Genomic DNA, 26,760 nt, shown 5'->3' on the forward strand with positions numbered 1-26,760 from the left:
ATCGCCATAACAATGTCACTGACCGATCGCGTCGAGAAACTGATACCAGCCGGCGACCATGCGGACGGCCGGCTCGCGCAACGGATAGAACGGGATCGCTTTCATGCGCCGCGCGTCGAGCAGCGCCAGCTCGGGCGTCTCGCCGCGCACGAGGGCGGCGAGATAGCGGCCCATCAGGCTCGACATCGCGACGCCGGCGCCGTTGTAGCCGACCGAGAACAGCGTGCGGTCGTCGAGCCGGCCGATATGTGGCACCGAATCCAGCGTCATGCCGACGAGTCCGGACCATGTGTAGGCAAGCGGAACGTCGGCGAGATCGGGGAAGATGCCGACCATGGCCTTGCGCAGCGCGTCGAATGCGGCTTGCGAGTCCCGCTTGCCGAAGGCGCCGCGGCCGCCGAAGATCACGCGGTTGTCGACCATGCGGAACCAGCGCATCATGCGCTTGGTCTCGGTGTAGGTGCGGCCCGTCGGCATCAACTTTCCGGCGAGATTACGCGGCAGCTTGTCGGTTGCGATGATGGCGCTGCGGAACGGGATCAGCGTGCGCTGCAGATGCGCCGTCGCACCGGTGAGGTCGGAATAGCTGTTGGTGGCGATGATCGCCTGCCTGGCCCGCAGGGCGCCTCGCGGCGTCTCGGCGACGATGCCGTCGGTATCCCGCCGGAGCTTCATCACGGGCGATTCCTGAAAGATCGGAACGCCCCTACGCGCCAGGCCGTCGGCGAGGCCGCGCAGATAGTTCAGCGGATGAATGCCGCCCGAGCCTGGGTTGAGCACGCCGCCGACGAAGACGTCGGAGCCGGTCTCCTCGCGCACGCCGCCCCTGTCGAGGATGCGGACCTCGGCCGAGCCCATCTCGCGCGTCATCCAATTGGCCTCGTCGATCGCGGCCCGCAGCGTCGTCTCGTTGTGCGCGGCCTTGACCTGGCCGGTGCGCGTCAGGTTCGCGCTGGTGATGCCGAATTCGGAGACGAGCTCCTCGACGATGTCGGTCGATTCATGCGCGATCTCGTACATGCGCCGAGCCATGTCGCGGCCGTGCACGGCGTCGATCTGCCGGAACGACAGCCGGAATTTCGCGGTGATTACCCCGCCATTGCGCCCGCTCGCGCCCCAGCCGGGACGGTTGGCTTCCAGCACGACCGGTGACAGGCCGCTTTGGGCGATGTGGTGCGCAGCGGACAGGCCGGTATAGCCCGCACCGATGATCACCACGTCCGCCTGATACTCGCCCGCGAGCACCGGAAAGTCGCGCGCCGGCTCCGCGGTGGCGGCCCACAGCGAGTTGGCCGATGGCAGCGCGCTCCACTCCCCTGTCATGCCCGCGCTCACGTACTTACGCCGCCGGCCCGATGGCCGCATCGGCCAGCGCCTTCAAGGTCGGGAAATGGAAGTCCGGCTTGGTCAACGTCTCCACGGCCGGCGTGCCGCCGAAACCGGCGATGCCCTGGCGGCGCTCGATCCAGCACACCTTGTAGCCGAGCTTCCGGGCGATTCCGATGTCGTGATACTGGCTCTGCGCGACGTGCAATATGTCGGACTGCTTGTAGCCGAAGGCGGACTGCCGCCCCTTGTTGTAGGCGAAGAACTCGGCGTTCGGCTTGGCGACGCCGGTATCGTCGGCGCATACGGTGTCGTCGAAGGGATCGCCGAGTGCATGGGCGTAAGCGGACAGCGCGACGCGGTCGGCGTTGGTCATCGCGACCAGGCGGAATTTGGTGCGCAGGCGCTTCAGGGCCTCGACGGAATCGGCGAAGGGGCCCCATCGCAGCACCGAGAGCTGGAACGCATCGCAGGCGGCATCATCGGCCGGCAGACCGAGCTCCTGGGCGAGATGGCGATAGACGTGGAACATCGCCTCGCTCGAACGCTCATAGTGCTTGTCGCGGCCGCGCTTGTACGGCTCGAAGATCCGGTCGTCGCTGAGCTCGGCCGGGGTCTTGCCCGAAATCCGGCGCACCGCGGCAAGGACGCCACTCTCGAAATCGATCAAGGTGCCGACGACGTCGAAGGTGAGGACCTTGAAATGGCTGAATGCGGCTGGGGTGGACATGGTCGTTTCTTCTCTCGGTTGAACGGGCGTGGGTTCAGTCCACCCGGGGCACGACGATGGTGTCTTCGGGGTGGAGAGTGACGATGAGACCGCCGCCGAGCGGCGGAATCCGGCTGTAGGCCTGGTGATAGGCCGGCTGGCGCAGGCTGAGCTCGATGCCGCCTTCCAGGGCCAGGAAGATGCGCAGGCTCTCGCCCTGATAGACGATGTCGGTGACCGTCCCGGTCAGCCGGTTGCAGGCGGGATCCTGTGCGCCGTCGTCGATCAGCAGCTTTTCGCTGTGCACCGCCAGCATCAGGACGTCGCCATCGGGAAGCGCGCGCGCACTGCGCAGCAGCACATTGCCGAGTGCGATACTGGAGGTATCGACGCGACGGACCGGGAGCATGGTCGCCTCGCCGATGAAGCTGGCCACGAAGGAATCGGCGGGATGGTCGTGCAGCCGCTCGGGCGTGTCGATCTGGATCAGCCGGCCGTCCTTCATCACGGCCACGCGGTCGCTCATGGTCAGCGCCTCGCGCTGGTCATGCGTGACATAGATGATGGTGGCACCGATGCGCTTGTGCAGCGCCCGCAGCTCGATCTGCATGGATTCGCGCAGCTGCTTGTCGAGCGCGGAGAGCGGCTCGTCCATCAGGATCAGGCGCGGCTCGAAGATCATCGCGCGCGCCAGGGCCACGCGCTGGCGCTGGCCGCCCGAGAGCTGCGCGATGCCGCGCTCCTCATACCCGGCGAGCCCCACCATCGCGAGCGACGCACGCACCTTCTCCGGCCAGGTCGCTTTGGGCAACCGCCGCGCGCGCAACGGAAAGGCGACGTTCTCGCCGACGCTCATATGCGGGAATAGCGCGTAGTTCTGGAACACGACCCCGATGTCGCGCTTGTGCGGCGGCATGTAGGTGACGTCGCGGTCGCCGAAATGGATCGAGCCCGACGATGGCAGGATGAAGCCGCCGAGAATGCCGAGCAGCGTGGTCTTGCCGGAACCTGAGGGACCGAGCAGCGAGACGAACTCGCCGGCGCCGACATCGAGGGACACGTCGTCCAGGGCGCGAACGGCGCCATACGCCTTGCTCGCGGACCTGATCTCGACGCTTTCCGCTCGCTTGTCCAACGACCGACCTCACCCATCCCTGCAACGGCGTGCCTCACTGCGCGCCATAAGCCTGCTTTATAGACAGGGATTCTGGGCACTCACGTCTGGAGCGTGCAGTGCACCTAACCTTCTCTGGCGAGCCCTGTCTTTAGGCTGTGATGCCAATGACAACAGACTTGGCAAAACCCGGCAATTGCCAAATTATTACGGGCCTCATAACATGACGTTATGCCTGAGTTGCGCCGGATGCTGCCGTCCAGTAACGCCCTGTTCGTCTTCGACGCAGCGGCGCGCAATGGCAGCTTCACGGCGGCGGCCGCCGAATTGAACGTCACGCAACCGGCGGTGAGCCGCATGCTCGGTCAGCTCGAGGAGCATCTCGGCGTGCGCCTGTTCGACCGCACAGCGGGCCGCGCGGTGCTGACCGAGGAAGGCGAGCTGCTCTATCGCCGCGTGCTCGAAGGCTTTCGCAGCATCGAGAGCGGGCTCGTCGAGATCGAGCGGCGCCGCAAGGGCACCGAGACGGTGACGCTGTCGGTCTCTTCCGCCTTCACCACTCACTGGCTGATGCCGCGCATCGACAAGCTGCAAAAGCAGTTTCCGCAAGTTGATCTGCGCTTCCAGCTCATCTCTGGTGCGCTACGCGGACCGGTGGAGAACGTCGATCTCGGCATGCGCTTCCGCGATCGCGACGAGCCGTCATCCGGCGGCACCTTGGTGATGAGGGAAGTCATGCTGCCCATGTGCAGCCCCGGCTATCTCGGCGAGACCGATCCAGCGGAAGGCAACACCATCATTCGTCTCGCCGAGACGCCGGGCGACTGGGCCGCGGATTACGCCTCGCTGCTCACCGGGCGCCGCGGCGCAGCCAAAGCGCTGAGCTTCACCGACTATGCCGTCGTCGTGCAGGCTGCGCTACTCGGCCAGGGCATTGCGCTCGGCTGGCTGACGGTCACCTCGCATTGGCTGCTCACCGGCGCGCTGGTGCCGGCCTCCGACACGCTCACCACCACGCGCCGCATCTGCGAATTCCTGCCGCCGCGCAACCGGCCGATGCGCCCGATCGCCGCCGAGATCCGCGACTGGATCACCGCGCAGATGAAGAGCGAGATCGCCGCGATCGATCGGCTTTATCCGAAGCTCGGCGCGATGGCTGCGTGCTATTGATGCGATCGCGCGGATCGTACTGCCGCTCGACAGGCTCTGGTTTAGTCCTCGCGTCGCAGACCGAACCGAACGGAGTCCGGCATTGACCTGACGCTCCGAGAGGTGCTGGTGGAGTCCGGCAAATGATCGAAGCCCCCACAAAGCCTCGCTTCACTTCAGATAGCTCGCAAGATTCAGGCTCAAGATCTTCCCGAGAGCCGAATAGGACGCCGTGAGTTGCGTCTGGTAAGTCGAAAGCTGCGCCGTGACGGCGGCGACGTCGACACTGGTCAGGTCATTCGACAAGGTCTCCGCATAGCTCTTGTACTCGGTCTGGCGGGCGCTCGCGGTCTCGATCGAGGACGACGAGCTCGACAGCTTGGCCTGCACGGCGGCGGTGTCGTCGAGCGCCGTGCTGGCGAGGTCGAGCGCGCTGGTGATGTCCGAAGACGACAGCGTGGTGCTGTTGGCGACGAATTTCAGCACGCGCATCACTTCCTCGAACGCCGAATTGTCTGCGGTGACGCCGTATGACACGGTTTCGTCGGCGGCGACCCGCACCGAAGCGATTTCGTTGTCGCCATTGTAATAGCTGGTGTCCGCAGTCGTGGTCGAACCAGTGCCGGACGAAAAGCTCGTGAGATCGACCGGTGCGGTGTCCGTCTTGCCGCCGGCGAAGACGTACTGGCCGTCATATTGCGTGTTCATCAGCGAGCCCATCTGCTCCAGCATCTGCTGAGCGGAGCTGATCACCGAATTCACCTCGGTTGAACTTCCCGTCGAGGCGGCGGTGAGCTGGGACCGGAGCTGGGTGAGGATGTCCGTCACCGAGCCGACCGCCGAATACATCACCTGGACCTTGCTGTCGGCGAGCGTGGCGGCATCGATATAGGATTGCGCGCGCGTCACCGAAACCTGGAGGTTGACGACGTGCTGCGCATCCGAGCCATAGCCGCCGAAATCGGTCGAGACGACCCCCGAGGATTCCTGGATCTGCATGTTGGCCATGACCGATTCCACGCGCATCGCGTCGGCGATCATCCGGTTCGACTGGGCGAAGGTGGCAACCCGCATCGCGACCATCAGCGCGCCCCCGTTATGTCGACTGCACGGCGGTGAGCAACGCCGAGTACATGGAGTTGATGGCCTGGATCAGCGCTGACGCCGCCGAATATTTGTTCTGAAGCGTGCTCAGATTGGCTGATTCTTCGTCGAGGTTGACGCCGGACTGCGACGCCAGCGAGTTCGCGTAGGTCGACTGAGCGGTTTCCTTGGCCGTGTAGTCGGTGGACGCCTGCGAGGCCTTGCTGGAGACGTCGGACACGATGGCCGAGGCGTAGTCGGCCAGCGAACCCGTGGTGGCGGCAAGCCCGCCGGTCGACGCGAACGTCCGCGAGTCCGTCAGCCCATCGTACAAGGCATTGACCACGGTGGCCGAGCCGGACGACAGCACCGAGCTGCCGACCGTCAGGCTCGAAGACGAATCCAGCGTCGCGAGCTGCAGCTCGTTCGTCCCGGACAGGATCTTGCTGTTGACCGCGATGTCCGAGGCACTCGTTCCGGTCACGAGATCGTTGAGGCCGAAATATTCGGAGAATCCCTCGCTGGAGCTTCCGACCGAGCTCGTCATCTCGTTGATGGCGACGCCGTTGCCGGAGCCGGTCGCCGTGATCGAGAGATGGCCGTCCGAGTCGACCGAGGCGGACAATCCGGATATACCGTTGATGGCGGTGACGAGATCGCCGACCGTGGCGTAGGACGACAGGTCGAGGTCGGCGTAAGAGACCAGATTGCCGCTCTGGTCGGTGGCCGCGATACGCACCGAGCCGGAGGCGGACAGGGCAGAACTGCTGGTGACGGCCGTCGTCCCCGTCAGGCTGGTCGGCGCCGGCACCGAAGAGGCGCTGTTCGAGACGCTGTTCATCACGGACGCAAGCTGCTGCGCCAGCTGGTCGAGCTGGGACTGCGCGTCCGGCAGAGTATCGTCACGGAGCGTTATGAGTGCGCCGATGTCCCCACCGGTGATCTGGGAGGTGATGTCCACCCCGTTCACGGTGATCGCGCTGAAGCCGCTCGACGAAGAGCCGGCGGTGTAGGTCGTCGACGCCGTCACATTGGCAGCCGCAGTATAGCTGATTGTATGCGCGGAAGAGTCCACCAGCGCCTGGCCTGACGCGGTGTAGATCTGGAGATCGCCGTTCGACGCCGTGAAATAGCTGATATTCATCTTGGACGCGAGGTCCTGGAGCGCGGTATTGCGCTGGTCCTCGAGATCCGCGGTCGACTGGCCGGTCGCCGCCGTCTGCTTGATTTCGGCGTTGAGGTCCGCGATCTGCTTCAGATCCGCGTTGACGTCGTCGATCGACGAGGAGATGTCCTGGTCGGCATCCGACCGGAGCTTCTGGATCCCGCTCGAGGTGTCACGCAGTTGGCTGGCAACGTCATCCAGCGCACTGACGACGTTGGATTGCAGCGAGGCGCTGCTCGGCGTGCTCGCCAACGACGACAACGCCGACTCCAGCGAGGCGATGCTGTTGGCGAGTGAGGTCCCCGACGACGAATCGCCGCTGCTGCTGATCGAACCGTAGAGCTTCTGGAGCGACGTCAGATAGGTATTGGCGGTGTCGGCCGCGCCGAGATCGGAATCCGCGCCAACCAGCGATTTCAACAGCAGCTTGTCCACCGTCGAGGTGATACCCGTCACCGTGACGCCGGTACCGACGCCGTTGGTGACGCTGCTCGACTGGGTCGCGGACTTCTTGGTGTAGCCGGTCGTGTCGGCGTTCGAAATATTCGACGACGTCACGCTGATCTGCACGGACGTCGCGGACAATCCGCTGAAGGCGATCGATCGTGCGATATCGAGCGACACGGCGGTTTCCCCTCGTTCCGTCAGGCGCTGCGGCTGGTGCCGCTGGAAACGGTGCGGGCGGCCGCAACGCGACCGGACGCGCCATAGGGCGACACCGCCGCGATCTGCTCGCGGATCGCCTGCATGACGGCCTCGATGCGGCGGTTGCTGGCCTCGATTGCCGCGCGCAGGCGCACCAGATTCTCGTCCATCGCCGCACGCAGCTTCAGGATCTTGTCCAGAAGCTGCTCGCGCAGGATGCGATCCCTGACGGTCAGGCTGGTCGTTCCCGCCGCGCACTCGGCGACGGTCCGCTCGAAAATCTCCGCGAGCTTGTTCTTCTCGTCGACCTGCTTCAGGCGGGAGGCCGGCAGGCCTTTGGCGAGCTCGGCGTTCTCCTCCGCAACCAGCGCGGTCAGCGTGTCGATCAGCGCGATCAGCGACTTGATCCTGTTATCGCCGCTCGCGACGTTCGTTCTGGTGGCTTGCCTGTTGGCTTGGGCTACACTCATGGTCATCGCCTTCTTCTAGTTCTGCCGTTTGCCGCGGTCGGCCTGCGAGCTGCGCAAATACGCGCCGATCGCGGTCGTCCTGACGGTTGCCTGCCTCATTTCGCTCTCGATCTCCGCGGCCTCCCGCAGGAGACCGCGCCGCGTCGTCTCCAGATCGTCGAGCAGCGCGAGCAATTGCCTGCGGTCGCTACCCTTGACCGTCGCGGTCCGCGCCAGAAGCCGCCGCAGCCGGAGCAGCAGAGCCTCGCCGACGGCGTTTGCCTTTTCGCCTGGCATCGCTCACCTCATCGCCGAGATCAGGGTGTCGTACATCTTGTTGACGGTGGAGACGACCTGGGACGCGGCGGAGTACGCCTGTTGCGCCGAGATCATGCTCGAGAACTGGCTGGAGGTGTCGGTGGTCGAGGACTCCAGCTCGCTGCCGTAGATCGTGCCCGCGCCGTTCTCCCCGGAGCCCTGCAGCGCGGCGTTGCCCGACGTCACCGTCGCTGAATAGATGCCGTTGCTGGAGGCGGCGAGCCCGTTGGGATCGGCGAAGGTCGCCACCGCGATCTTGTAGATCGCGATGGTCTGGCCGTTGGAATAGGTCGCGTTGACGATTCCGTCGTCACCGATCGAGACGCTCGACAGCTTGCCGTAGGACAGGCCATCCGAATCGATGCTGGTGACGTTGACTGACGGCGTGGTTTCACCCGAGGCATATTGCGTGAGGCCGTCGGTCTTGCCGGCGGTTCCGAGATTCATGGTGATGGTGCTGTCCGCCGCACCGTCGGTCCAGCCGGTGATCGAGACGGTGGCCGGGTCAGGATTGGTGCTGGCGAGCGAACCGTCGCTGTTGAAAGTGATGTCGATCGTGCCTGACGCCGTGCCGGTCGCAGTCGTGGTATCCGATGCCGAGGTCGGATTGGCGAAGCTCGCGCTCCAGGTATTGGCACCGCTCTTGGTCCAGGTAACCTGCATCGAATTCGCCGCGCCGAGCGAATCGTAGACCGTCACCGAACTGGTGTAGGTGTCGCCCGTCGCGGCGTCCGACGGCAGGTTCGCAGCGATCGTGGTCTTGGTGGTGGCGCTGCCGCTGGTCGAGGCGACCTGGGTGTTGATGGCTTCGAGATTGCCCGCCGATTCATTGCCGACGACATTGCCATCGGCATCGGTGCGCCATCCCTCGAGATAATAGCCGTTGTTCTGGAGATAGCCGGCATTGTCGGTCGTGAAGGCGCCGTTGCGGGTATAGGCGACCGTGCCGCCCGACTTGGCGTCGGTCACCACGAAGAAGCCGGAGCCCTGGATTGCGACGTCCGTGGCGTTGGAGGTCGCGGCGAGCAGGCCCTGCTGGGTGATGTTGGCGCGGCCCGAGACGGTGACGCCGCCGGAAGCGTAGGAGGTCGTATTGCTGGAGGCGGTCACGAGCGAGTCGAACATCGCCGAGGTGGTCTTGTAGCCGGTGGTGTCGGAGTTGGCGATGTTGTCGCTGATCATCGACAGGGACTGGCTCTGGGCGTTGAGCGCCGAGATCGCCGATGACAATGCGCCGGTGAGACTCATGATGAAGCTCCGAGGAAATCAGGACGTGAGATCAGGATGTGACGCCGAGGATGTTGGCGGCGCTGACCGCGACGCCGTTCACCGTGAGCGAGGGCGTGGAAGTCGAGGTGTCGATGCCGGTTACCGTGCCGGTAACGGTCGTGTAGTTGAGGACCGAGTTGCCGGCGGTGTCCGTCGCCGTCACCGAGATGGTGTACTTGCCACCGTCGGAGAGCTGGTTGCCGCTTGAGTCCTTGCCGTCCCAGGTGAACGTGTTGGAGCCGGAATTGCCGGTGCCGGTGCCGGTGTAGACGACGTTCCCGGAGGAATCCGAGATGCTGATCGAGACGTCCGAAGCGGTCGACGACAGCGAGTATCCATAGGTCGCCTCGCCGTTGCTCAAGGTCGCCGTATCTGACTTCGCCTCGACGGTGTGGCCGATATAGTTCACCGAGTTCAGCGTCACGAGGCTCGAGAACGAGCTCGCCAGCGACGACAAGTTGGAGTTGATCGACTGCTGCGAGGTGAAATTGGCGTAGGAGGTGAGCTGATTGACGAGGTCGGTGGTCGAGGTCGCATCCAGCGGATTCTGGTTCTGCAGCTCGCTGACCAGCAGGGTCAGGAAATCGCTGGATGTCAGCGTCGAATTGGACGACGTGCTCGACGACGACGATGTCGTGGTGGTCGCAGTCGTTGCAGAACTCACGGCGGAAACGGTCATGGGAGACTCCAGCCTTCTTTTGCTGCCGGCGACCAGTGTCGGCTCGCGGCGCTTGAAATCTGTGTGCTGATGAAACGGGTGGGCGTGCGGATTCAGGCGGCGATTCACGTGCGCGAGAACGGCATTCGACACGGCAAAATCTGCCGTGTGTGGGCGGGAGTTAGAGGAGCGACGAGGTCAAGGTAATTCGTTGCGGCGACGGAGCTGCTCTCTTGCTTCGGCTGCGGCAAAGCCATCGTTCACGATGTGAGCGTTGGGGGTGCCGATGCTTCCACAGCGTCGTGGCCCGGCTTGTCCCGGCCATCACGCCTCGCCGCGCAGCACGAAGACCGTGGATGCCGAGACAAGCCCGGGCATGAGGACGTCTAAAGCGCGATGAGATTTGGATGAATTATTGTTTGAGCATGATCGTTTCGGAAAGCCGCTGCACACTTTTCCGGATCATGCTCTGGCAGTCGATGTGAGAGAAAGAGCCGCTCAGCTCTCCGCCGTCTCGCCTTCGGTGCGCGGCTCGGCAGTGTCATCTTGCATTTTCGCGGCCGCAGCGACGATGCGGTCGGCGAGCCCTGCTGGCGCGCGCACTGGCGGTGCCGCGAACGCACGGCGCAGCATACGTGCCTCTTCCAGCAGGGCCCGCGCAGCGGACGATCGCGCCAGCAACGCTTCGGCGGGCAAGCGCCGGTCGTCGGGCCAGAGGGAGAGATCCTCGCCCAGCCGATCGATCAGTTCCTCAAACTCGGTGACGTCCATCGCCCGCCGATCCCGCCTCGGTCAGGCCCGTCATAAAGCATTGCAGGCGCGGCGGAAACCGGATTTCGGCGGCCTCGGCCGCCAAAAGCGCCGCAGCACTGCGGAAAGCGACGGAAACGGCGGGCTGGATGACGCCTGCCCTCCCCCGCGTCGCATTGGGGCAGACGTCTTCAGCCCTTGCGGGCCGAATCGGCTGGCCCAGGCTTGCCGCCCCGCACGGTCGTGTCGACGAACTCCCAGGCCTCCCGCAGTTCGGTCAACCCGGCGATGATGCGGCCGAAACTTTGGCGGGCGTGCGGACGGCCATAGGCTTTGTGGCTCGCCAGGATCATCGCGTTGTAGGTCTGGAACAGCCGCTCCGCCACGTCGCCGCCTTTGGCGAAATCGAGGTTGTGGCTGAGCCCACGCAGGATCGCGGTCGCCTTCATCAGGTGCTCGTGCCCTTCCTCGAAACGCCTTGCCTCCTGGGCGGCGAGCGATTTCTGGAGAGACGTGATCGTGCCACCAAGCAGCATCGAGACCGCCTTGAGCGGCGGCACAATCGTTGCCGTTCCCCGATAGGCCTGGTTGGCCATGTACGCCATCGGATTATGCATCATCAATCACTCGAGCTGTTGAGCAGGGCCTTGAGATAATCGAGCGTGCTGTTCGCACTCTCGATCGCGGCTTGGTATTTCGCGTACTGCGTCTGCAGCTGCGACTGCAGCGTCGCCGCGGCGCTGTTGATATCATCGACCTTCTGCTGGAGCTCGTCGTCGCGCGTCGTCAGACTGGTGATTTGCGTCTGCAGTGCGCCGGTCGAAGACGAATAGTCCTTCGCAATCTCGTAGATCTGCGATGCAATCCCGGTGGTCGAGGTTACCGTGATCGACTGCGAGGTCGAGCCGCTATAGGTGAAGGCCATGCCGGCATAGATCGAGCCGGATGCACCGATGATCGTGGTGCCGCTGACGGTAAACAGCGAGGAGTCGCCGCCGACCGAGGCCGAGGACAGGTTGCCGTCGGAATCGACGGTCAGTTCCAGGGTGAAGGATTGCGGCGACGTACCGGTATTGACGACGCTGAGCTGGCTCGACGACGTCGTGGTTTGCGCCGACAGCAGTTCGGTCACGCCGCTCAGGTTGGTGCTCAGGATCTCCGACAGCGTGCTGGTGTCGAGCTCGAGCTCGTTCTTCTCGTTGAAGGACAGGCCGAGATCGGCCATCGTCATGCCGCCCACGGTGCTGTTCAGGGCGTTCTGGAGCGCATCCATGATGTTGCGCATGGTTCCGTCGCCGAACAGGACCGCGCTCGAATCTGCGGTGCCGTCGGTCGCGGTCGTCTGCTGGGCGATGACCTCGTCACGAAAGGCATTGTAGTTGGTGACGAAGGTCTCCAGCGCCGATTGGATCTGGCTGGTGTCGGTCTCGATACTGATGTTCAGCGAGGTTCCGTCCGGCGTCGCCTGGAGCAGGCTGAAGGTGACCCCGCTCAGAACGTCGGTGATGTCGTTGGTGTCGCGGGTCATCGAAATGCCGTCCAGCGTGAATTCGGCCGACTGCGCCTCCTGGATGACGTTGGTGAAGCTGCCCGAGCTGTCGGTCACGCCGAGCTTGTTCATGATGTCGTCGCCGGACGTGCTGGAATAGGTGATGTCCGCCGCATCCGCGGTGCCGGTCAGCACCATCTGGAATGACGTGCTGGACACCTGCACGATGGAGGCCTGGACGTTGGTGGTCGAGGTCTGCGCATTGATGGTATCGACGACGTCCTGTAGCGACATCGTGCTGGTGACGGTGATGTCGGACGTAGCCCCGCCCTCCAGACCGATGGAAAACGTGCCGGAATAGCCGAGCTCGTCGGTCTGGCTCGATTGCGAGGCACCGGACACCTTCTGCGCGGTGGCGATCTGGCTGATCGTCAGCGTGTGGTCGCCGATCGCGGCCCCGTTCTTGATGCTCATCGAGAGCGCCGAGGAGGCGCTGACGTCGCCGGTCGAGCCGATGCTCGCCGCGCGCGTCGCAAAGGCGCTGGTGGACAGCGAGTTGACCACCGCAGTCGAAAGCGACGCCAAGCCGGAGTACAGCGTCTTCAGATCGCTCTGGAGCGTCTGGTAGGCCGAGATCTTGGCCTCGTTGTTCGTGATCGTCGTCGAGATCGTGTCCGCCTGCGCGGTCTTCGCATCGACGGCGGACTGGATCAGCGCAGACCAATCAATGCTGCTCGAATTGGTGGTCCCGCTCGTGGTGACGGTGACGCCCGAACTTGTGCTGCTGGTCGAACTGACGCTGGTCACTTTGCCTGAATATCCCTGGTAGTGGGCGGGCCGGCATCATGCCGGCCCGCCCGGATCATCATCAGCCCAGCAGCTTGAGCAGGTACTGGGGCATCTGGTTCGCCGCCGCCAGCGCCGACACCGCGGCCTGGGTCTTCACCTCCGCGGAGGAAAGCTTGGACTGTTCGGCCGCGATATCGACGTCCTCGATCGCCGAGTTCGCCGACTGCAGGTTCTGGGTCTGGGTCGAGATCGAGTCGGCGCTGAAATTGAAGCGGGACTCCTGGGCGCCGATGCTGGCACGGGCCGCGGAGACCGTGTCGATCGCCGTATCCAGCGCGGTCAACGCCGAGGTCGCGTCCGACAGCGTACTCACGTCGAGCGAAGACACGCCGAGCGAAGAGGCCGTGAGGCTCGTGAGAGTGATGGTGATGGTATCCGAGCCCGAGGAGCCGACCAGAACGGAGACGCCGGAGGCGAACACGCTCGAGCCGTCGAGCAGGCTTTGGCTGGAATAGCGGGTGCCGGACGCGATCGAGTCGATTTGAGCCGTCAGCTGCGAGAACTCCGAGTTGATGTAGGCGCGGCTGGAGTCCGTCACGGTGCCCGAAGCCGATTCCGACGCCAGCGACTTCATGCGTGCAAGAATGTCGGAGATGTTGGAGGCGCCGCCGTCAGCAGTCTGCAGGATCGCGGTGGCCTGCGAGGCGTTGGTCGCAGCCTGCTGCAAGGTGGTGACGTCCGAGGAGATGCGGGTGGAGATCGCAAGGCCGGCGGCGTCGTCGGATGCGGAGGTGATACGCGAGCCGCTCGACAGCTTCGAGAGCGAGCTGGTTTCCTGCGCGGAGTTGATGTTGAGGTAGCGGACCGCCGCATTGGCGGCAGTGTTGGTGTTGATTGCGGGCATCTGAAGCTCCTAATATTGATGGGCACGGCGTGCCGCTTCGTGGGAATCGACTTACGACGACGCGGACCGCAGCCCCGTCCGTTCGCTCAAACGGCGGAGCGCGAGGAGATCAGGCGCGAAAATCTTCGCGAGGCGATTTTTATGGTTAGCAGTCGGTAAACGCGGTGCGGATGTCGCGCTCGTGCTTGCGCAGGAGCTGGCGAAGCTGCTGGCGGCCGCGCTTGAGCAGCGACTCGACGGCGGCGACGGTTGTATCCATCACCTGGGCAATCTCACCGTTGCTCATGTTTTCGTGGTAGGACAGGATCACCGCGATGCGCTGTTGCTCGGGCAAGCGCTGCATCGCGAGCTCCAGCATGTCGTTCAGCTCATTGCGCTCGATGAGCTCGACGGCGCCCGGCTGACTGTCGGCGACTTCCGGCACGGCCTCGACGTTCTCAGTGCGCGGCTTGCGACGCAGATCGATGCAGCGGTTGGAGATGACACGGTAGAGCCAGGTCGAGAATTTGGCGCGGCCGTGCTGCCAGCGTCCGCGATGGCTCCAGATCTTGAGCATGGAATCCTGCACCACGTCCTCGGCGTCCGCGGCGTTGCCGACGATGCGCAGCGCAATGGCATAGGCGCGATCGATGTGACGCTCGACCAGCATGCGGAATGCGACTTCGTCGCCGGTAGCGAGCTTGTCCAGGAGTTCGCTGTCCTCGTCGTAGACGACATCGGCGGTATCAGGCGCGCCGCCCGGCGCGAGCGGCGCGGACGGCATCATCGGCACGGTCTCTTCGGCCGGCACCGTCGTCGTGATCTCGGCCTCGGCGGGAGCCCAGACATCAGCAGCGTAACTCATCCCGCAACCTCCAACCCGCAATGCCGGCGGCGCCCATGCCACACGGCTTCCAAGCGTTGAACGCGGGACGAAGGCAATCCAGGCGATGAATTTCTGTTGTTTTTCAAGATGTTACCTGGTCATTTTTGCCGAGTGTCGGGCAATAATTGCCGGTCGCGCGATCATCTTGCGCGTCGTACCTGCAATCATCACATCGTCTCGCGCCATGGCGGATCGTTCATCCTGAGCAGATGTCGTCGAGAGAAAACGCTGACATTACGCGGCACTAGGTGATCAACGCGATACGCGCCCGGTGCATGAAGAGACAATTGTTTCCGAGTGTGAATGAACGCGAGACGACTTCCGCACCCGGCAATTTTTTCCGAATCACCTTTTTCGAACCTAACGATTTTTTTGAATCTGTCAGTCGCGACGAACGCGAATTTGAATCGCGCGTGAACTTTTTTCGCTTCCGTGGCGCCTGACCTCACGCGCACGCACGTTAATCGCTCTGATTGGCGGGGATTACTGGCATGACGATCGCAACGACTGGCGCAGCGCGCCGCGCGCAAATTGTTTCTGCTTGGTCGTTCGATGTTTTCGATACATTTCTGCTTCGCGTCTGCACGACTCCAGATGGCGTGTTTGAAAGGGCTTACGAGCTTTCGTGCATTTCACGCTCTTGTCCAAGTGTTTCCACGAGTTTCGTTCAGCATCGCATCCAGGCCGAATCGCGTGCACGCCGGACCGCGAAGGAGAAACGCGGCGTGGGCGAGGTGTACATCGACGAGATCTATTCCTATTTTCCGTTCAGGCTCTTCGGTCTGTCGCGCAGCGATCTGACAGAGCTGGTCGAATCGGAGTTCGCGGCGGAGATCGAGCTCTGCCGCGTCAATCCAGACATGCTTCGGCAATATCAGGAAATGAAGCGCGCGGGCCACCGCGTCGGCTTCATCTCCGACACCTATTGGGATTCCGACCGGATGGCGCGATTGCTGCGGGCTTGCCATCCCGGTCTGAGCTGGGACTTTCTCTACGCATCCTGCGACCACGGCAGCAGCAAGAGCGGGTCGCTGTTCGCGACGTATGTGTCGGAGCAGAACATCGACGCCAGTGCCTCCTTTCACGTCGGCGACAATGAAACGGCCGACATCAGGGGCGCGAAGCGCCACGGCATTCGCCCGCGCTACTATCCGCAGGCCGCCGCCCAGCTTGCAGCGAAGTTTCAGCGCGAGACAGCGCTGTTCGAGCTGTTGTGCACGGGCGCGCCGTCTCGGCTCGATCACGGCGCACGCACCCTGCGGCGCATGGTCGTCGCGCGCAGCGCCGAGAGGTCGCCGGCTTTCCATCTGGGAGTGACAGTGCTCGGCCCGGTGATGAGGGCATTCGACGCCTTTGTTGCACGGCGCTGCGAAGAGGTCACAGGTCCCGGCCGAAAGGTCGCCCTCGGCTTCCTCGGCCGCGACGGCTTTCTGCCGCACCGGATCTGGCAGCAGCTGCACGGCACGACCTCGGCCTATGTCGAGATCAACCGCCGCGTCAGCCTGATCGCCTCCGCAGACACGATGCAGCCGATCACCGATCTTCTGGGCAAGATCCTGAAGATCGACGCTCCAACCTTTCGCGACATGATGAAGATCCTGCCGCCGAAGGTCGCCGCGTTCTTTGCGAAGTCGCCCGACGGCATCGTGACCGGCCTTGAGATTGCCGAGGCGCTGCCCGAGCTGATGGGGGCGGATGAGATCGGCGAGCTCGCGGCAGGCCTGCGCGCGGGGTTGCTTTCCCATCTGCGCCACGTGATCCCTGGCTTCGACGACTGCACCGATCTCGTGCTCGCCGATCTCGGCTATTCCGGGAGCGTGCAGAAGGCGCTGCGTCGGATCTTCAAGCTGGAAGGTCTCAATATTCGCCTCCACGGCGCCTATCTGATCTCGCTCGATGACGCCTTCGACGACGTCGCCGAGGAAGACAGCGCCACGGGCTTCATCTCCGATCTCGTCGTCACGCCCCATGTGAAGCGCATGCTGATCCGCAACATTGCGCTGCTGGAGCAGATCTGCTGTTCGGCCGACGGTTCGGTCCGGGACTACGACGGCGGCACGGTGCTGCGGGAGATCAATCCGCGACCCACGAGCCAGATCATGCTGGCGGCAGACATCCAGGCCGGCACGCTGGCCTTTGCGGAATGCGCCGAACAGGTCGCGGTGGATTTTCGTCTGAGCCCCTATGCCGCGCCCGATGTCGCCGCGCGCTGGTGCGTGGCGACCTTGGCTCGGCTCCTGCTGCTGCCGGACGAGGACGAGCTGGCGCTGCTGGGCGAACTGAAGCACGACGTCAATCTCGGCACCCATGCGCTGGCGCCAATGATCGACGGCGACTTCATCCGTCGGCAGATCACCGCCCGCGGCCTCTCAGCCGCCTGCACGACATCGGCGCCGCCGATGTGGCTTGCGGGCTGCTTCGCGCGCCTGTCGGCGTCTCACTCCTATCTCTACACGTTGTTCGGCGCCAACCGCCTGCCGGCCGACGTCTTCGAGGAGAGGCCCCGCGGCCCGGTCCAGGTCGGACTGTTTCGCGGAAACGGCGAAGCGACGCTGGAGACGGTGACGGTTCACCACAACGGCCTCGGTGAGCTGCGCGTCCGTATTCCGGTCTCGCGTGCGATGGGCATCGCCACGATCGTCCTGCCGCTGCCCAAATTCGCCGCCGAAGGTCTATTGCATGGCGTGACTATGCAGAGCGCCGCCGATGTCCGCGACGCCGCGGAAAGCCAGAGCGTGGTCGGCATCGCGGCTGAGAGCCTGGTCTTCGCCGGGATTGAGCGGAACGGCGACCACTATCGCGCCCAAAGCGAGGATGGCTGCCTGCTGATCCCGGTCGCCCCCATGACCGAGGATATCGCGATCTACTCCGTGGCAATCACGCCGCTTGGCGCCCATCCCAAATAGTCCGCCTGATCGCAACGCCTCGACCGTTGAAGTCCAAGGGCTGAGAGCGGGGGGTACGGAATTGACGGACGAAGACCTTGATCGGCTGTTGCAATCCGACGGCGTGAAGCTCGGCCGGGCCCAGCGCGACCGCCTGGACTGGCTGTTCAAGCAGTACGGCGCGCCGCGCGACGATTTCAGCGAGTGCCGGCGGAGCGGCGTTATCATCCTCAAGGAGCCGCCAAGCGGTGCGGCCGCCGAGCTGTTCTACCGCTCGCTAACGCCCGCCTGCGCCGTCGTCATTCCCAGAAGCGAAAACCCCGGCTTCGACTTCCTCAAGTCCAAGCTGACCGAGTTCGGCACTGTCGGCCCCTGCGGCGCGGACGGCCCGCACGAAATGTGGTGGGGCGGCATCGGCTGGTCGAAATTCCTCGCCGCCGCCGATTCATCCACCGTCCGTCCGCGGATCGTCTCCTGCTACCCGCGCGGGGGCGACGCAACCGCGGCCTTCGCGCTCCGGCATTCGCTCGAACGGTTTGACCTCGCCTGCCACATCGAGCCGATCGACACCCAGCTCGGCGACCGCTTCCTCTGCTTCGAGAAAGCCGAGTTCATGATGCGGATGTGGAACAAATATCGCGAGCCGCTGCTGTTCGTCGAAGCCGGCGCGGTGGTGCGCGAGGCGCCGCTGCTGCCGTCCTTCCTCGGCTGCGACGTGGCCTTGCACAAGTGGAATCGCTGGGAGATGTCGGCGCGCACGCTCTATCTCGGCCGCGCCAAGGCTGCGGAGATGATGCTGCGCACGTGGCAGCAACTCGCCGCGTCCTATCCTGCGATCTGGGAGGGCTATCTGCTCGACCAGGCCTGGAGCCTGACATCTTCCCAAACGCCTCTCGACACCGTCTGGCTGCCACGCTCGTACCACGCGCTCCGGGGTGACCTCGGCGCGATGCGTGCCACGATCCTGCACGACCAGCAAACGACGACGCTGGAGCTCGGTCCCGATCCCGCCTTTGCCGGCATCGCGCGCGCAGCCCGCCGCGCCGGACGTACCGGCGCTCGCGACGCCTTCATGGTCATGACCTCGAAAGCCGAGACCGGCACCGGCATCGCCGTGATCCTGCGGGACGTCTCCGCCAGCGACGCTGGCGCGGTGGCTGCGACTGTGGAAGCCGTGACGGGCGCCTATGCCGCCAATTGCGGCGGCTACGGCTGGCTCGAACTGTCCCTGTGCGCCTGGCAGGACGACGTCGGCGCCGCCCGCGAAGCCGCCGCCCAGGCGCGTTACCGCATCCTGGAGATCGCGCCGGGACAGCGCATTGCCAACGACTTCTTTGCGACCCACGCTTCCGACGAAGCGGTCATGGCCGCCCGCCATCTCTTCCCCTGACGGACACCTCACGATGCTCAAGACCATCATCCTGCTCACCGACACCGTGCAACAGCAACGGCCGCTGGCCAATCTGCTCCGCGAACACAATCGCGATCTCACATTCTGCTCGGCGCTGCGCGCGTCCGACCTCAGCGCGATCGAAGCCGACGTGCTGAGCGAGGCTCGGCTGGTGTCGTTTGCCGCCGACGTCGCCGCCCCGGAAAAGTTCCTGCTCCGGCTCGGCTATGGTGCCTACAAATTCTACGCCGCGCCGACGCAATTTCCGGGCCTGCCGCCGGCGCCCGACGAGAGCGACGAGAATCCGCGCTGCTATTCCGTGATCGCGCAATCGATGACGATCTGGCCGGATTTCAAGAAGGTTGTCGGCCTGGAGACCGTGACGATTCCCGACGGCACCTCTGATGCCGAGCGTGAGCGGATGGTGTTCTCTCGCCTCGCGCACCTGTTCTGGCAGATGTCGGGCATGATCGCCGGCCAGGCCGTCGATCTCCCCGGCATCATCGAGTCCGGCGAAAACCGGCGTCCAGCGCTCGCGATGATGAACTAAAGGCCGCTGGCGCAGTGCGAGGCGGCGCGGAGAGCGCCTTGCGGTGCTCCGGCGCCGCGATCGCGATCGTCCGGCGCGCCCCCGCACGGCAAGGCCGCAGCCGCACACGGCGGCGGGCGACCAGCTAGAACGAAGTGCCGCCCCCAAACCTGAACTCCTGAACCGTGTCGTATTTGCCTTTCGTCAGCGGCACGGCATAGTCGAAGCGCAGTGGCCCGAACGGCGAGGCCCAGATCAGGCCGACGCCGACGGACGACCGCACCAGATTGCCGTCGTCGTATTGCAGTCCGCAGGTCGGGCAGGCTTTGGTGTTGACTTCGCCCGTGGCCGACCATGAGGTCGGCCCCTGGTAGCCCCAGAGCGATCCGGCATCGGCGTAGACCGCGCCCTTCAGGCCGACTTCCTTGGGAAGGAACCAGAACGGCATCTGCAACTCCATCGACGCGCCCCAGTATTTCGTGCCGCCAAGCGCATCGCCGCTCCCGCCCAGGCTCCAATAGGTGGTGTCGCGCGGACCGATACCATTGGACGCGAAGCCGCGCACGAGGTTCGGCCCCATCTGGAAGTGATCCAGCATGCGCAGGTCCTGGTTGCCGAGCTTGCTGAGGAGACCGCCCTGGAGATGGATCACGCTGACGATATCGGACACGAGCGACGTGTAGTACTTGGTGTCGACCGCCGTTTTCAGATAGGTGACGTCACCGCCGACACCCGCGAAATCCTGCTTGAAGTCGATGAGCAGACCGTCCGTGGGATTCTTGGTGTTGTCGAGCGTGTTGTAGTTCAGCGTGTAGCCGAGCGCCGACGTCCAGGTCGCGCCGTTCGCCAGCTCTCTCCGGACCGGCAGACTCGACTCACCGTCGCCATAGCAGCCGTATCCGTAAACGCCCGAATCCGTGGAATTGGTCGGGTCCACGCCGCCCAGAACGCTCCTGATGTAGGCCGGTGTCGGATTGAAGGCCAGCGACGTGTTCGATGCGTTGTTGTTGCAATTGTTGTAGGCGCTGGCGAGCGTGATGCTCTGCTGATAGAGCGAATAGCGGAGCTGGAGTGAGAGGTCCTCGCGCAACGCAAAGCCCAGGCGCGGAGAAAAGCCCAGCGTCGTCACGCCGTAGCTCGTGTAGCTGTTCGCCAATTGCTGGCGCCAATAGGTGTCGAATCCGAGCGCCAGCCGGTAGTCGAGCAGATAAGGCTCGACGAAGGACAGCGATATACCGCGCGAATACTGGCCGTAGCTGACGGTCGCCTTGGCGTAGAGCCCCTTGCCCAACAGGTTGCGCTCGGAGACCGAAACCTCGGCCAGCGCGCCGTCGGTGGTTGAGTAGCCGCCCGAGATCGAGAAATCGCCGGTCGATTTCTCTTCCATGTCGACGATCAGGACGACGCGGTCGCTCGACGAGCCCGGCTCGGTCGTGATCTTCACGCTCTTGAAATAGTCTAGGTTCTTCAGGCGCCGCTCGGCACGGTCGACCAACGCGCGGTTGTAGGCGTCCCCCTCCGAGAGATCGAATTCGCGACGGATCACGTAATCGCGCGTGCGCGTGTTGCCGCGCAGGTTGATGCGCTCGATATAGGTTCGCGGGCCTTCGTCGACATTGAATACGACGGAGACGGTGTGCGCCTCGAAATTGCGGTCGCCGGCGGGACGGACCAGGGCAAAGGCGTAGCCGCGGCGCGAGGCCTCGATCTGCATGTCTTCGGTCGACTTCTCGACCGATTCGACGTTGTAGAGCGAGCCGACATGGACGCGCGAATAGACGCGCAGCGAGGATGGATCGAAGTTCGGGATGCTCGAGCGGAAGTCGACCGCGCCGACGCGGTACTGCGCGCCCTCCTCGATCTTGAAGGTGACGAGAAAGCCTTTTTTCTCGGGATCGTATTCAGTGAGCGCGGCGACGACCTGGACGTCGGCGAAGCCGTTCTTGAGGTAGAAGCGACGAATCAGGTCGCGATCGGCCTCGACGCGATCTGGATCATAGATGTCGTTGCTACCGAGAAAGCTGAGCAGATTGCTTTCATGCGTCTTGATGACGTCGCGCAGTCGCGAGGCCGAGAAGGCGCTGTTGCCGATGAACTCGACGGACTTGACCGGGGTCTTGGCGCCTTCCTCGATCGTGAAGATGAGATCGACGCGATTGCTCGGCTGCTCGATGACCTCGGGCGTGACGCGCACGTCATAGCGGCCGGACCGGCGATAAATTTCGGCGATTCGCAGCGTGTCGGATTGTACCAGCGCCCGCGAGAAGGTCCCGCGCGGCTTGGACTGGATCTCGGCCGAGAGTTGCTCGTCCTTGATCTTCTTGTTGCCCTCGAAGGCAACGCGGCCGATCACGGCATTTTCCACCACCGACACCACGACGCGGCCGCCGGACTGACTGATCTTCACGTCCTGGAACAGGCCTGTCCCGACCAACGCCTTGAGTCCGTCATCGAGGGCGGATTGATCGAGGCGACCGCCGGGGCCGGGTTTGAAGTACGAGCGGACCGTCTCGACCGCCACGCGGCGATTGCCTTCGACCACGATCGTCTCCACGCTCTGCGCAGCCGCCGGCTGCGGCAACAGCACGACGGGAATTGAACTCGCAATCGATACACCACTCATCGCCACCGCGATCAGCAAGCCCCGCAACACCGACATTCCACACCTCAAGAGCACCTCTTGCTCTGAAACGAAACGGCTGTGGCCGCGATGTGGCTTTGATGTTGCTGTACTGTTTCCGGTCGTTGAAATTGATTGGCGGATCAGCCGCGCGAGTACGGCCGCCCCTGCCGACCGCGCGAGCCTTCGGCGGCCAAAGACCGACATGCGGACGGCCTCGCACGAGCACATCAGGCGAGCGCGCAGCAACATCCCGCAACGCCTGAATTCTTTACAGCCTCTGAAGTCGGTGCGAGAGGCGACGGCATCAGGAATTCGCACGGGGCATTTGCCGATGAACGCGCTTGTCGTGACCAGAACGGTGCTGGTCGTCCTCCTCTCCTCGACCCTCACCGTTCACGCCGCAACCATGCGCAAGCGCGATCGACAACAAGCGATGCATGATGTCGTCTATGAGTATGGTCCGCACGGGCCCAACCGGTCCTACCAGTCCGGCCCGCATACGCGCGTCTATGTGAGCAAGCGGTCGTGGCTGGATGGCGGGACCGAAGTGCTTCCCGGGGAGCGTAAGTTCACCGACTACGCATTGCCGCCCGGCACGTCGTTCGCACGCGGCAACAACAACCGGCCGCTCGATCGTCAACCCCTGAACCCGGATTCGGACCTGGGTGGATTTGCGCAGAGGATTCCGATTTCGTGGTGATCCGACTCTCCCGTGTCCCGGACGAACTACAACGCGTTGAGCGTTGTGGTGCAGAGCCGGGACCCGGGAAGCGACATGGTATAGTGCTGATAGATGGGCCCCGGCTGGGCAGCGCACTGTCGAAGGGATGCTGCGCTGCGTCCGGGGCACGAGAGTGGAGTATGGCGCACGTTCTCTCCGCCTCGTCATTGCGAGGAGCTCTTGCGACGAAGCAATCCAGACTGTCGCTGTGGAACGATTCTGGATTGCGTCGCTGCGCTCGCAATGACGGAGGATGAGGCGGCATCGCAGCCCCTGCGCGCATTTGAAATCGCAGACATGCCTTCGCGTTCTCGCGGCTGAATTCGCCCGAGGCTTTGCTTCGTCGCTCACCCTCTTGAGCCGAGAGGGCGCAGGGAAGACCGGGTGCCGGCCGGCACCCGCGGTCCGCTGCGCGAAATGCACACGCAGGAAGAACCGCACAGCAGCATACAGGTGTAGCCAATCACTCGGCCTTCCCTGCGCGATGGTCGGACGGCTTATGCCGTGCTCTCCCGGGAGCCGAGTTCGTTCTGGCCTCCCTCACCCTGCGAAATTCACCGGCACCGCGCCGGTTGACGCGACTGCCGCCTCCGCAAGAGCTTGACCGTAGCAACGACGGCCAGGACCACACGGTTTTGCCGTACGCGCGGCCCGCCATTTCGCCGCAGTTTTCCCAGCCCTGTCGACGGAGCCGGAAACTTACAGGCGAGACGAAGCCTAGCAGCGCCGCTCGTCCGCACGCGGTTTCGGGCTCACGGAGAGCAATCCGCCCTGCCCTTCACCTCTCGTGCACGACGCTGCCGCGTCCACCGCAAGCCCGGCTCGCGACAATGACGACCTCATGATCGCCCCTCAAGGATGAGCCGGGATGGGCGACACATACGACAAATCCGAATTTCGATAAAGTGGAATATTTTCGCAAAGAGGGCTTGACGCAGCAGCAAAACAGGGTCGATGTCCTGCCTGGCAGGCGCCGTGCGGCGGGCGCGGAATGCCCCGCAACATCTGTTTACATTCAGCAACATTCCGGCTGCCGAAAGGCCACGATCGCGCGGCTAGTGGGCCCTGTTCGTCGTACCCTTCCGAAGGCCATGGGCACCGCACGTCCCGCGGCAAGACCCATGGATCTCAGCCGATTTGATGCCGTCACACTTGTTCGTCGCAGTTCCCACGCCATCCGCAGAGGAGAACCATCGCCCGACGCCGTCCCCACTGCGCGCCGCCCTGTCGCGCGCCGGATCGGCCTGCGTCGCGCTGATGTTGGGTGCCACACTGGTTGGCTGCGCCGTCGGGCCGGATTATGCCGGGCCGCCCCGGCTGGACATACCGTCGCACTGGAGGGCGCAACCCACGTCCAGGCGGCAAGCCGGCACGCTGGATCGCTGGTGGCTGCGCCTGCGCGACCCCCTGCTCAACCGGCTGATCGAACAGGCCGTCGAAGCCAACCCCGATGTCGCCAAGGCCAAGGCAGTCGTGCGCGAGGCGCGCGCAACGGTGCAACAGACCGGCGCCGGCCTGTTTCCCTCCATCAGCGGCTCAGCCTCGGTGACCAACAACAAGACCAGCGCGGGCTCCGCCACGGCCGTCGTCGACACAGCGCCCTACACGCTGCACCAGGCGAGCTTCGATTCGAGCTGGGAGCTCGACCTGTTCGGCGGCACGCAACGGAGCATCGAAGCAGCGGTGCGTGGGCAGCAATCGGCCGAGGAGGATCTGCGCGACAGCCTCGTCACGCTGATCGGCGACGTTGCCGCCTATTACGTGGAGGCGCGCGGCTATCAGGCGCGGATCGCGCTGGCGCGGCGAACGTCGGTCTCGCAGCGCGACACCGAAAAGCTCACCCGCAGCAAATACGAGGCCGGCAGCGGCAACGCCGTCGATCTCGCCAAGGCGACCGCACAAGCGGCGAGCACGGAGGCGAACGTTCCGACCTATCAGGCGGCGCTCGCGGCCGACATTCACCGGCTCGGCATCCTGCTCGGACGAGCGCCTGACGGCGTGGCTTCGCTGATGGCACAGTCCGCGCCCGTGCCTGCACCGCGCATGCCGTTGCCCACGGGCCTGCCCGCCGATCTCCTCATGACCCGCCCCGACGTCGCCAGCGCCGAGCGCAAGCTCGCCCAGACCACTGCCAAGATCGGCGCGGCCGAGGCCGACCGCTATCCTGCGGTGTCGCTGACCGGCTCGGTCGGCACCTCTGCGCTGCGCGCCGGCGACCTCGCAAGATATTCCAACGTAAGCTGGTCGGTGGGCCCCTCGGTCACGGTGCCGGTGTTCGACGCGGGCAAGCGCCTGGCGACCGTCAGGATCGCGGAGGCGCAACGCGACCAGGCGTTCGCGACCTTCCATTCGACCCTGCTCACCGCCTTTGAAGACGTCGAGAACGCGCTGGTGTCGATTTCGCAAGAGCGCGTTCGCACGGTCAAGCTGGCCGAGGCAGCGAAGAACTATCGCGAGGCCGCCCGGTTGTCGCGATCGCTGTTCGAGACCGGCAGCGCGAGCTTCATCGACGTGCTGGACGCCGAACGCTCGCTCTATTCGGCTGAGGATTCTCTGATCCAGAGCAAGGTGTCCGTGGCCAAGGATTACATTTCCCTCGCGAAGGCGCTGGGGGGCGGCTGGTCCGATCCGGTCGACACATCGACGCCGATCATCGTGGACACCAATACAGGGCCACACTTCCGGGAGACGGTGAAGTGACTGATATCATCACCGCCAAGCGCGTGAAGATTGCCGCCGCGGTGGTTGCCCTCGTGGCAACCGGGGTGGTGGCCGCCATGCGCTTTCCGGCGACGTCGAGCAAGGGACAGTCCTTTATCACCGCTCCGGTCACCGTCAGCGATCTGCGCGAGGAGGTGCTCGCCAGCGGCACGCTCAAGCCGGCGCGCCTGACCGCCGTCGGCGCGCAGGTGTCGGGCCGGATCACCGCCCTCAATGTCCGCGTCGGCGACAGGGTCAAGGCCGGCGACGTTATCGCCCAGATCGACCCCGTCACCAAGCAGAACGATCTGCGCAGTTCGGAAGCTTCGCTCAAGAACTACCGCGCGCAGAAACTGGAGAAGGAAGCTGCGTTGGTGCTGGCGGAAGCCAACCTCGCGCGACAGCAGGCGACACTGGCACAGCGCGCCACCTCGCGCAGCGATTTCGACAGTGCGGATTCGACGGTGCGGCAGACCCGCGCCCAGATTGCCGCGCTCGATGCTCTGATCGTGGGAGCCGAAGCCAGTGTCGAGACGGCACGGGTGAACCTCGACTACACAAGAATCACCGCGCCCATCGACGGCACGGTGCTCGCCACCGTGGTGCAGGAGGGACAGACGGTCAACGCGGTGCAGTCCGCTCCGACCATCGTCGTGCTCGGCCAGCTAGAGACCATGACGGTGCGGGCGGAGATCTCCGAGGCCGACATCGTCAAGGTCAAGCCGGGCCAGGCGCTGTATTTCACCATCCTCGGCGACCAGGACCATCGCTACGAGGCCAAGCTGGAGCAGATCGAGCCGGCGCCCGAATCGATCAAGAGCGACGCCAGCTTCTCCTCGACCACCACGTCGAGCTCGAGCACGAGTTCGAGCTCATCGAGCTCCACCAGCACCGCCATCTACTACATCGGCGTCTTCAACGTCCCCAACAAGGATCTTTCGCTGCGGACCTACATGACCGCCGAGGTGCACATCATCACCGGCGAGGCCAAGCGCGTGAAGGTCATCCCCGCGCTCGCGCTAATGCGGAAATCCGACGGCCGCAGCACCGTCCGCACCCTCGATGCGTCGGGTGACGTCCGGGAGCGCGAGGTCAAGACCGGACTCAATGACCGCACTACGGTCGAGATCAGATCCGGCCTCGATGAGGGCGACCGGGTCGTCACCGGAGAAGCCAGCGAGCAGACCGCATCGCGCAGCATGTCCGGCGGCCCGCCGGGAGGTCTCTGAG

General features: G+C 64.4%; 22 protein-coding genes. 7 read left to right on the forward strand and 15 right to left on the reverse strand.

The features are described 5' to 3' along the window. Window positions 1–15: 15 nt before the first annotated feature. Genes ABIA42_RS22320 through ABIA42_RS22330 form a run of 3 tightly spaced genes read right to left on the reverse strand, consistent with a single transcriptional unit; the run spans window position 16 to window position 3,170 of the window. Complete coding sequence (locus tag ABIA42_RS22320) at window positions 16–1,323, reverse strand: NAD(P)/FAD-dependent oxidoreductase (protein ID WP_370121139.1); 1,308 nt, start codon at window positions 1,321–1,323, stop codon at window positions 16–18. 16 nt (window positions 1,324–1,339) lie between these two features. Beyond that, window positions 1,340–2,056, reverse strand: coding sequence for an HAD family hydrolase (locus tag ABIA42_RS22325; RefSeq protein WP_271533554.1), 717 nt, complete (start codon window positions 2,054–2,056; stop codon window positions 1,340–1,342). A 34-nt stretch (window positions 2,057–2,090) separates the two neighbouring features. Next, window positions 2,091–3,170 (reverse strand): ABC transporter ATP-binding protein, encoded by a 1,080-nt coding sequence (locus tag ABIA42_RS22330; RefSeq protein ID WP_370121136.1) that lies wholly within the window; start codon window positions 3,168–3,170, stop codon window positions 2,091–2,093. A 210-nt stretch (window positions 3,171–3,380) separates the two neighbouring features. Between ABIA42_RS22330 and ABIA42_RS22335 the strand changes: the two genes are divergently transcribed. Then, a complete protein-coding gene (locus tag ABIA42_RS22335) occupies window positions 3,381–4,319 on the forward strand; it encodes a LysR family transcriptional regulator (RefSeq protein ID WP_370121133.1) in 939 nt (312 codons plus the stop codon). 150 nt (window positions 4,320–4,469) lie between these two features. Here ABIA42_RS22335 and ABIA42_RS22340 read toward each other — a convergent pair whose 3' ends face one another. The 11 genes from ABIA42_RS22340 to ABIA42_RS22390 all read right to left on the reverse strand — a co-directional run bounded on the left by ABIA42_RS22340 (window position 4,470) and on the right by ABIA42_RS22390 (window position 14,661). Beyond that, entirely contained in the window at window positions 4,470–5,381 is a 912-nt protein-coding gene (locus tag ABIA42_RS22340) for a flagellin (RefSeq protein ID WP_370121130.1), read from the reverse strand. Between the two features lie 13 nt (window positions 5,382–5,394). Beyond that, complete coding sequence (flgK, locus tag ABIA42_RS22345) at window positions 5,395–7,170, reverse strand: flagellar hook-associated protein FlgK (RefSeq protein ID WP_370121127.1); 1,776 nt, start codon at window positions 7,168–7,170, stop codon at window positions 5,395–5,397. Window positions 7,171–7,190: 20 nt separating this feature from the next. After that, entirely contained in the window at window positions 7,191–7,667 is a 477-nt protein-coding gene (locus tag ABIA42_RS22350) for a flagellar protein FlgN (protein WP_271533563.1), read from the reverse strand. A gap of 9 nt (window positions 7,668–7,676) precedes the next feature. Then, entirely contained in the window at window positions 7,677–7,937 is a 261-nt protein-coding gene (locus tag ABIA42_RS22355) for a hypothetical protein (RefSeq protein ID WP_271533565.1), read from the reverse strand. Between the two features lie 3 nt (window positions 7,938–7,940). Beyond that, a complete protein-coding gene (gene flgE / locus ABIA42_RS22360) occupies window positions 7,941–9,206 on the reverse strand; it encodes a flagellar hook protein FlgE (RefSeq protein ID WP_271533567.1) in 1,266 nt (421 codons plus the stop codon). Window positions 9,207–9,237: 31 nt separating this feature from the next. Next, entirely contained in the window at window positions 9,238–9,906 is a 669-nt protein-coding gene (locus tag ABIA42_RS22365) for a flagellar hook assembly protein FlgD (protein WP_370143643.1), read from the reverse strand. Window positions 9,907–10,383: 477 nt separating this feature from the next. Continuing rightward, complete coding sequence (locus tag ABIA42_RS22370; RefSeq protein ID WP_370121120.1) at window positions 10,384–10,656, reverse strand: hypothetical protein; 273 nt, start codon at window positions 10,654–10,656, stop codon at window positions 10,384–10,386. 170 nt (window positions 10,657–10,826) lie between these two features. Then, window positions 10,827–11,255, reverse strand: a complete 429-nt coding sequence (gene fliS, locus ABIA42_RS22375; protein WP_271533573.1) for a flagellar export chaperone FliS — start codon at window positions 11,253–11,255, stop codon at window positions 10,827–10,829. Further along, window positions 11,255–12,931, reverse strand: coding sequence for a flagellar filament capping protein FliD (gene fliD / locus ABIA42_RS22380; protein ID WP_271533575.1), 1,677 nt, complete (start codon window positions 12,929–12,931; stop codon window positions 11,255–11,257). The genes fliS and fliD overlap by 1 nt, the downstream gene beginning before the upstream one ends. A 61-nt stretch (window positions 12,932–12,992) precedes the next feature. Continuing rightward, window positions 12,993–13,817: a flagellin gene (locus ABIA42_RS22385; protein WP_271533577.1), complete on the reverse strand. Its 825-nt coding sequence runs from the start codon at window positions 13,815–13,817 to the stop codon at window positions 12,993–12,995. Window positions 13,818–13,962: 145 nt separating this feature from the next. Next, window positions 13,963–14,661, reverse strand: coding sequence for an RNA polymerase sigma factor (locus tag ABIA42_RS22390; RefSeq protein WP_370121114.1), 699 nt, complete (start codon window positions 14,659–14,661; stop codon window positions 13,963–13,965). A gap of 746 nt (window positions 14,662–15,407) precedes the next feature. On the opposite strand from ABIA42_RS22390, the gene ABIA42_RS22395 reads away from it, so the two are divergent. The 3 genes from ABIA42_RS22395 (at window position 15,408) to ABIA42_RS22405 (ending at window position 19,507) form a co-directional block, all read left to right on the forward strand. Then, the gene (locus ABIA42_RS22395) at window positions 15,408–17,588 is read left to right on the forward strand and encodes a hypothetical protein (protein ID WP_370121111.1); all 2,181 of its coding nucleotides are present in this window, start codon (window positions 15,408–15,410) and stop codon (window positions 17,586–17,588) included. 61 nt (window positions 17,589–17,649) lie between these two features. Then, on the forward strand, window positions 17,650–18,957 hold the full coding sequence (locus ABIA42_RS22400; protein WP_370121109.1) for a hypothetical protein: 1,308 nt from the start codon (window positions 17,650–17,652) through the stop codon (window positions 18,955–18,957). Window positions 18,958–18,970: 13 nt separating this feature from the next. After that, window positions 18,971–19,507, forward strand: coding sequence for a hypothetical protein (locus ABIA42_RS22405; RefSeq protein ID WP_271533585.1), 537 nt, complete (start codon window positions 18,971–18,973; stop codon window positions 19,505–19,507). Window positions 19,508–19,631: 124 nt separating this feature from the next. Here ABIA42_RS22405 and bamA read toward each other — a convergent pair whose 3' ends face one another. Then, on the reverse strand, window positions 19,632–22,109 hold the full coding sequence (gene bamA / locus ABIA42_RS22410) for an outer membrane protein assembly factor BamA (protein WP_370123988.1): 2,478 nt from the start codon (window positions 22,107–22,109) through the stop codon (window positions 19,632–19,634). 331 nt (window positions 22,110–22,440) lie between these two features. On the opposite strand from bamA, the gene ABIA42_RS22415 reads away from it, so the two are divergent. From ABIA42_RS22415 to ABIA42_RS22425, 3 genes are all read left to right on the forward strand, one after another. After that, on the forward strand, window positions 22,441–22,809 hold the full coding sequence (locus ABIA42_RS22415) for a hypothetical protein (protein ID WP_370121106.1): 369 nt from the start codon (window positions 22,441–22,443) through the stop codon (window positions 22,807–22,809). A 1,161-nt stretch (window positions 22,810–23,970) separates the two neighbouring features. Beyond that, window positions 23,971–25,530 carry an efflux transporter outer membrane subunit gene (locus tag ABIA42_RS22420; protein WP_370121103.1) on the forward strand — a complete coding sequence of 520 codons (1,560 nt, stop codon included), beginning with the start codon at window positions 23,971–23,973 and terminating at the stop codon, window positions 25,528–25,530. After that, window positions 25,527–26,759: an efflux RND transporter periplasmic adaptor subunit gene (locus ABIA42_RS22425; RefSeq protein WP_370121100.1), complete on the forward strand. Its 1,233-nt coding sequence runs from the start codon at window positions 25,527–25,529 to the stop codon at window positions 26,757–26,759. The genes ABIA42_RS22420 and ABIA42_RS22425 overlap by 4 nt, the downstream gene beginning before the upstream one ends. The last annotated feature ends 1 nt before the right edge of the window (window position 26,760 follow it).

The organism is Bradyrhizobium sp. USDA 327 (genome assembly GCF_041262065.1).
In the GTDB taxonomy this organism is placed as follows: Bacteria; Pseudomonadota; Alphaproteobacteria; order Rhizobiales; family Xanthobacteraceae; genus Bradyrhizobium; species Bradyrhizobium liaoningense.

What these genes read in the sequence shown, in the direction of transcription:
- ABIA42_RS22355 (WP_271533565.1), bottom strand. Translation starts at nt 7,937, where the DNA reads ATGCCAGGCGAAAAGGCAAACGCCGTCGGCGAGGCTCTGCTGCTCCGG.
- ABIA42_RS22370 (WP_370121120.1), bottom strand. Translation starts at nt 10,656, where the DNA reads ATGGACGTCACCGAGTTTGAGGAACTGATCGATCGGCTGGGCGAGGAT.
- bamA (WP_370123988.1), bottom strand. Translation starts at nt 22,109, where the DNA reads ATGAGTGGTGTATCGATTGCGAGTTCAATTCCCGTCGTGCTGTTGCCG.
- ABIA42_RS22350 (WP_271533563.1), bottom strand. Translation starts at nt 7,667, where the DNA reads ATGACCATGAGTGTAGCCCAAGCCAACAGGCAAGCCACCAGAACGAAC.
- ABIA42_RS22385 (WP_271533577.1), bottom strand. Translation starts at nt 13,817, where the DNA reads ATGCCCGCAATCAACACCAACACTGCCGCCAATGCGGCGGTCCGCTAC.
- ABIA42_RS22335 (WP_370121133.1), top strand. Translation starts at nt 3,381, where the DNA reads ATGCCTGAGTTGCGCCGGATGCTGCCGTCCAGTAACGCCCTGTTCGTC.
- ABIA42_RS22415 (WP_370121106.1), top strand. Translation starts at nt 22,441, where the DNA reads ATGAACGCGCTTGTCGTGACCAGAACGGTGCTGGTCGTCCTCCTCTCC.
- ABIA42_RS22390 (WP_370121114.1), bottom strand. Translation starts at nt 14,661, where the DNA reads ATGAGTTACGCTGCTGATGTCTGGGCTCCCGCCGAGGCCGAGATCACG.
- ABIA42_RS22420 (WP_370121103.1), top strand. Translation starts at nt 23,971, where the DNA reads ATGCCGTCACACTTGTTCGTCGCAGTTCCCACGCCATCCGCAGAGGAG.
- fliS (WP_271533573.1), bottom strand. Translation starts at nt 11,255, where the DNA reads ATGATGCATAATCCGATGGCGTACATGGCCAACCAGGCCTATCGGGGA.
- ABIA42_RS22340 (WP_370121130.1), bottom strand. Translation starts at nt 5,381, where the DNA reads ATGGTCGCGATGCGGGTTGCCACCTTCGCCCAGTCGAACCGGATGATC.
- ABIA42_RS22405 (WP_271533585.1), top strand. Translation starts at nt 18,971, where the DNA reads ATGCTCAAGACCATCATCCTGCTCACCGACACCGTGCAACAGCAACGG.
- flgE (WP_271533567.1), bottom strand. Translation starts at nt 9,206, where the DNA reads ATGAGTCTCACCGGCGCATTGTCATCGGCGATCTCGGCGCTCAACGCC.
- ABIA42_RS22365 (WP_370143643.1), bottom strand. Translation starts at nt 9,906, where the DNA reads ATGACCGTTTCCGCCGTGAGTTCTGCAACGACTGCGACCACCACGACA.
- ABIA42_RS22325 (WP_271533554.1), bottom strand. Translation starts at nt 2,056, where the DNA reads ATGTCCACCCCAGCCGCATTCAGCCATTTCAAGGTCCTCACCTTCGAC.
- ABIA42_RS22320 (WP_370121139.1), bottom strand. Translation starts at nt 1,323, where the DNA reads ATGACAGGGGAGTGGAGCGCGCTGCCATCGGCCAACTCGCTGTGGGCC.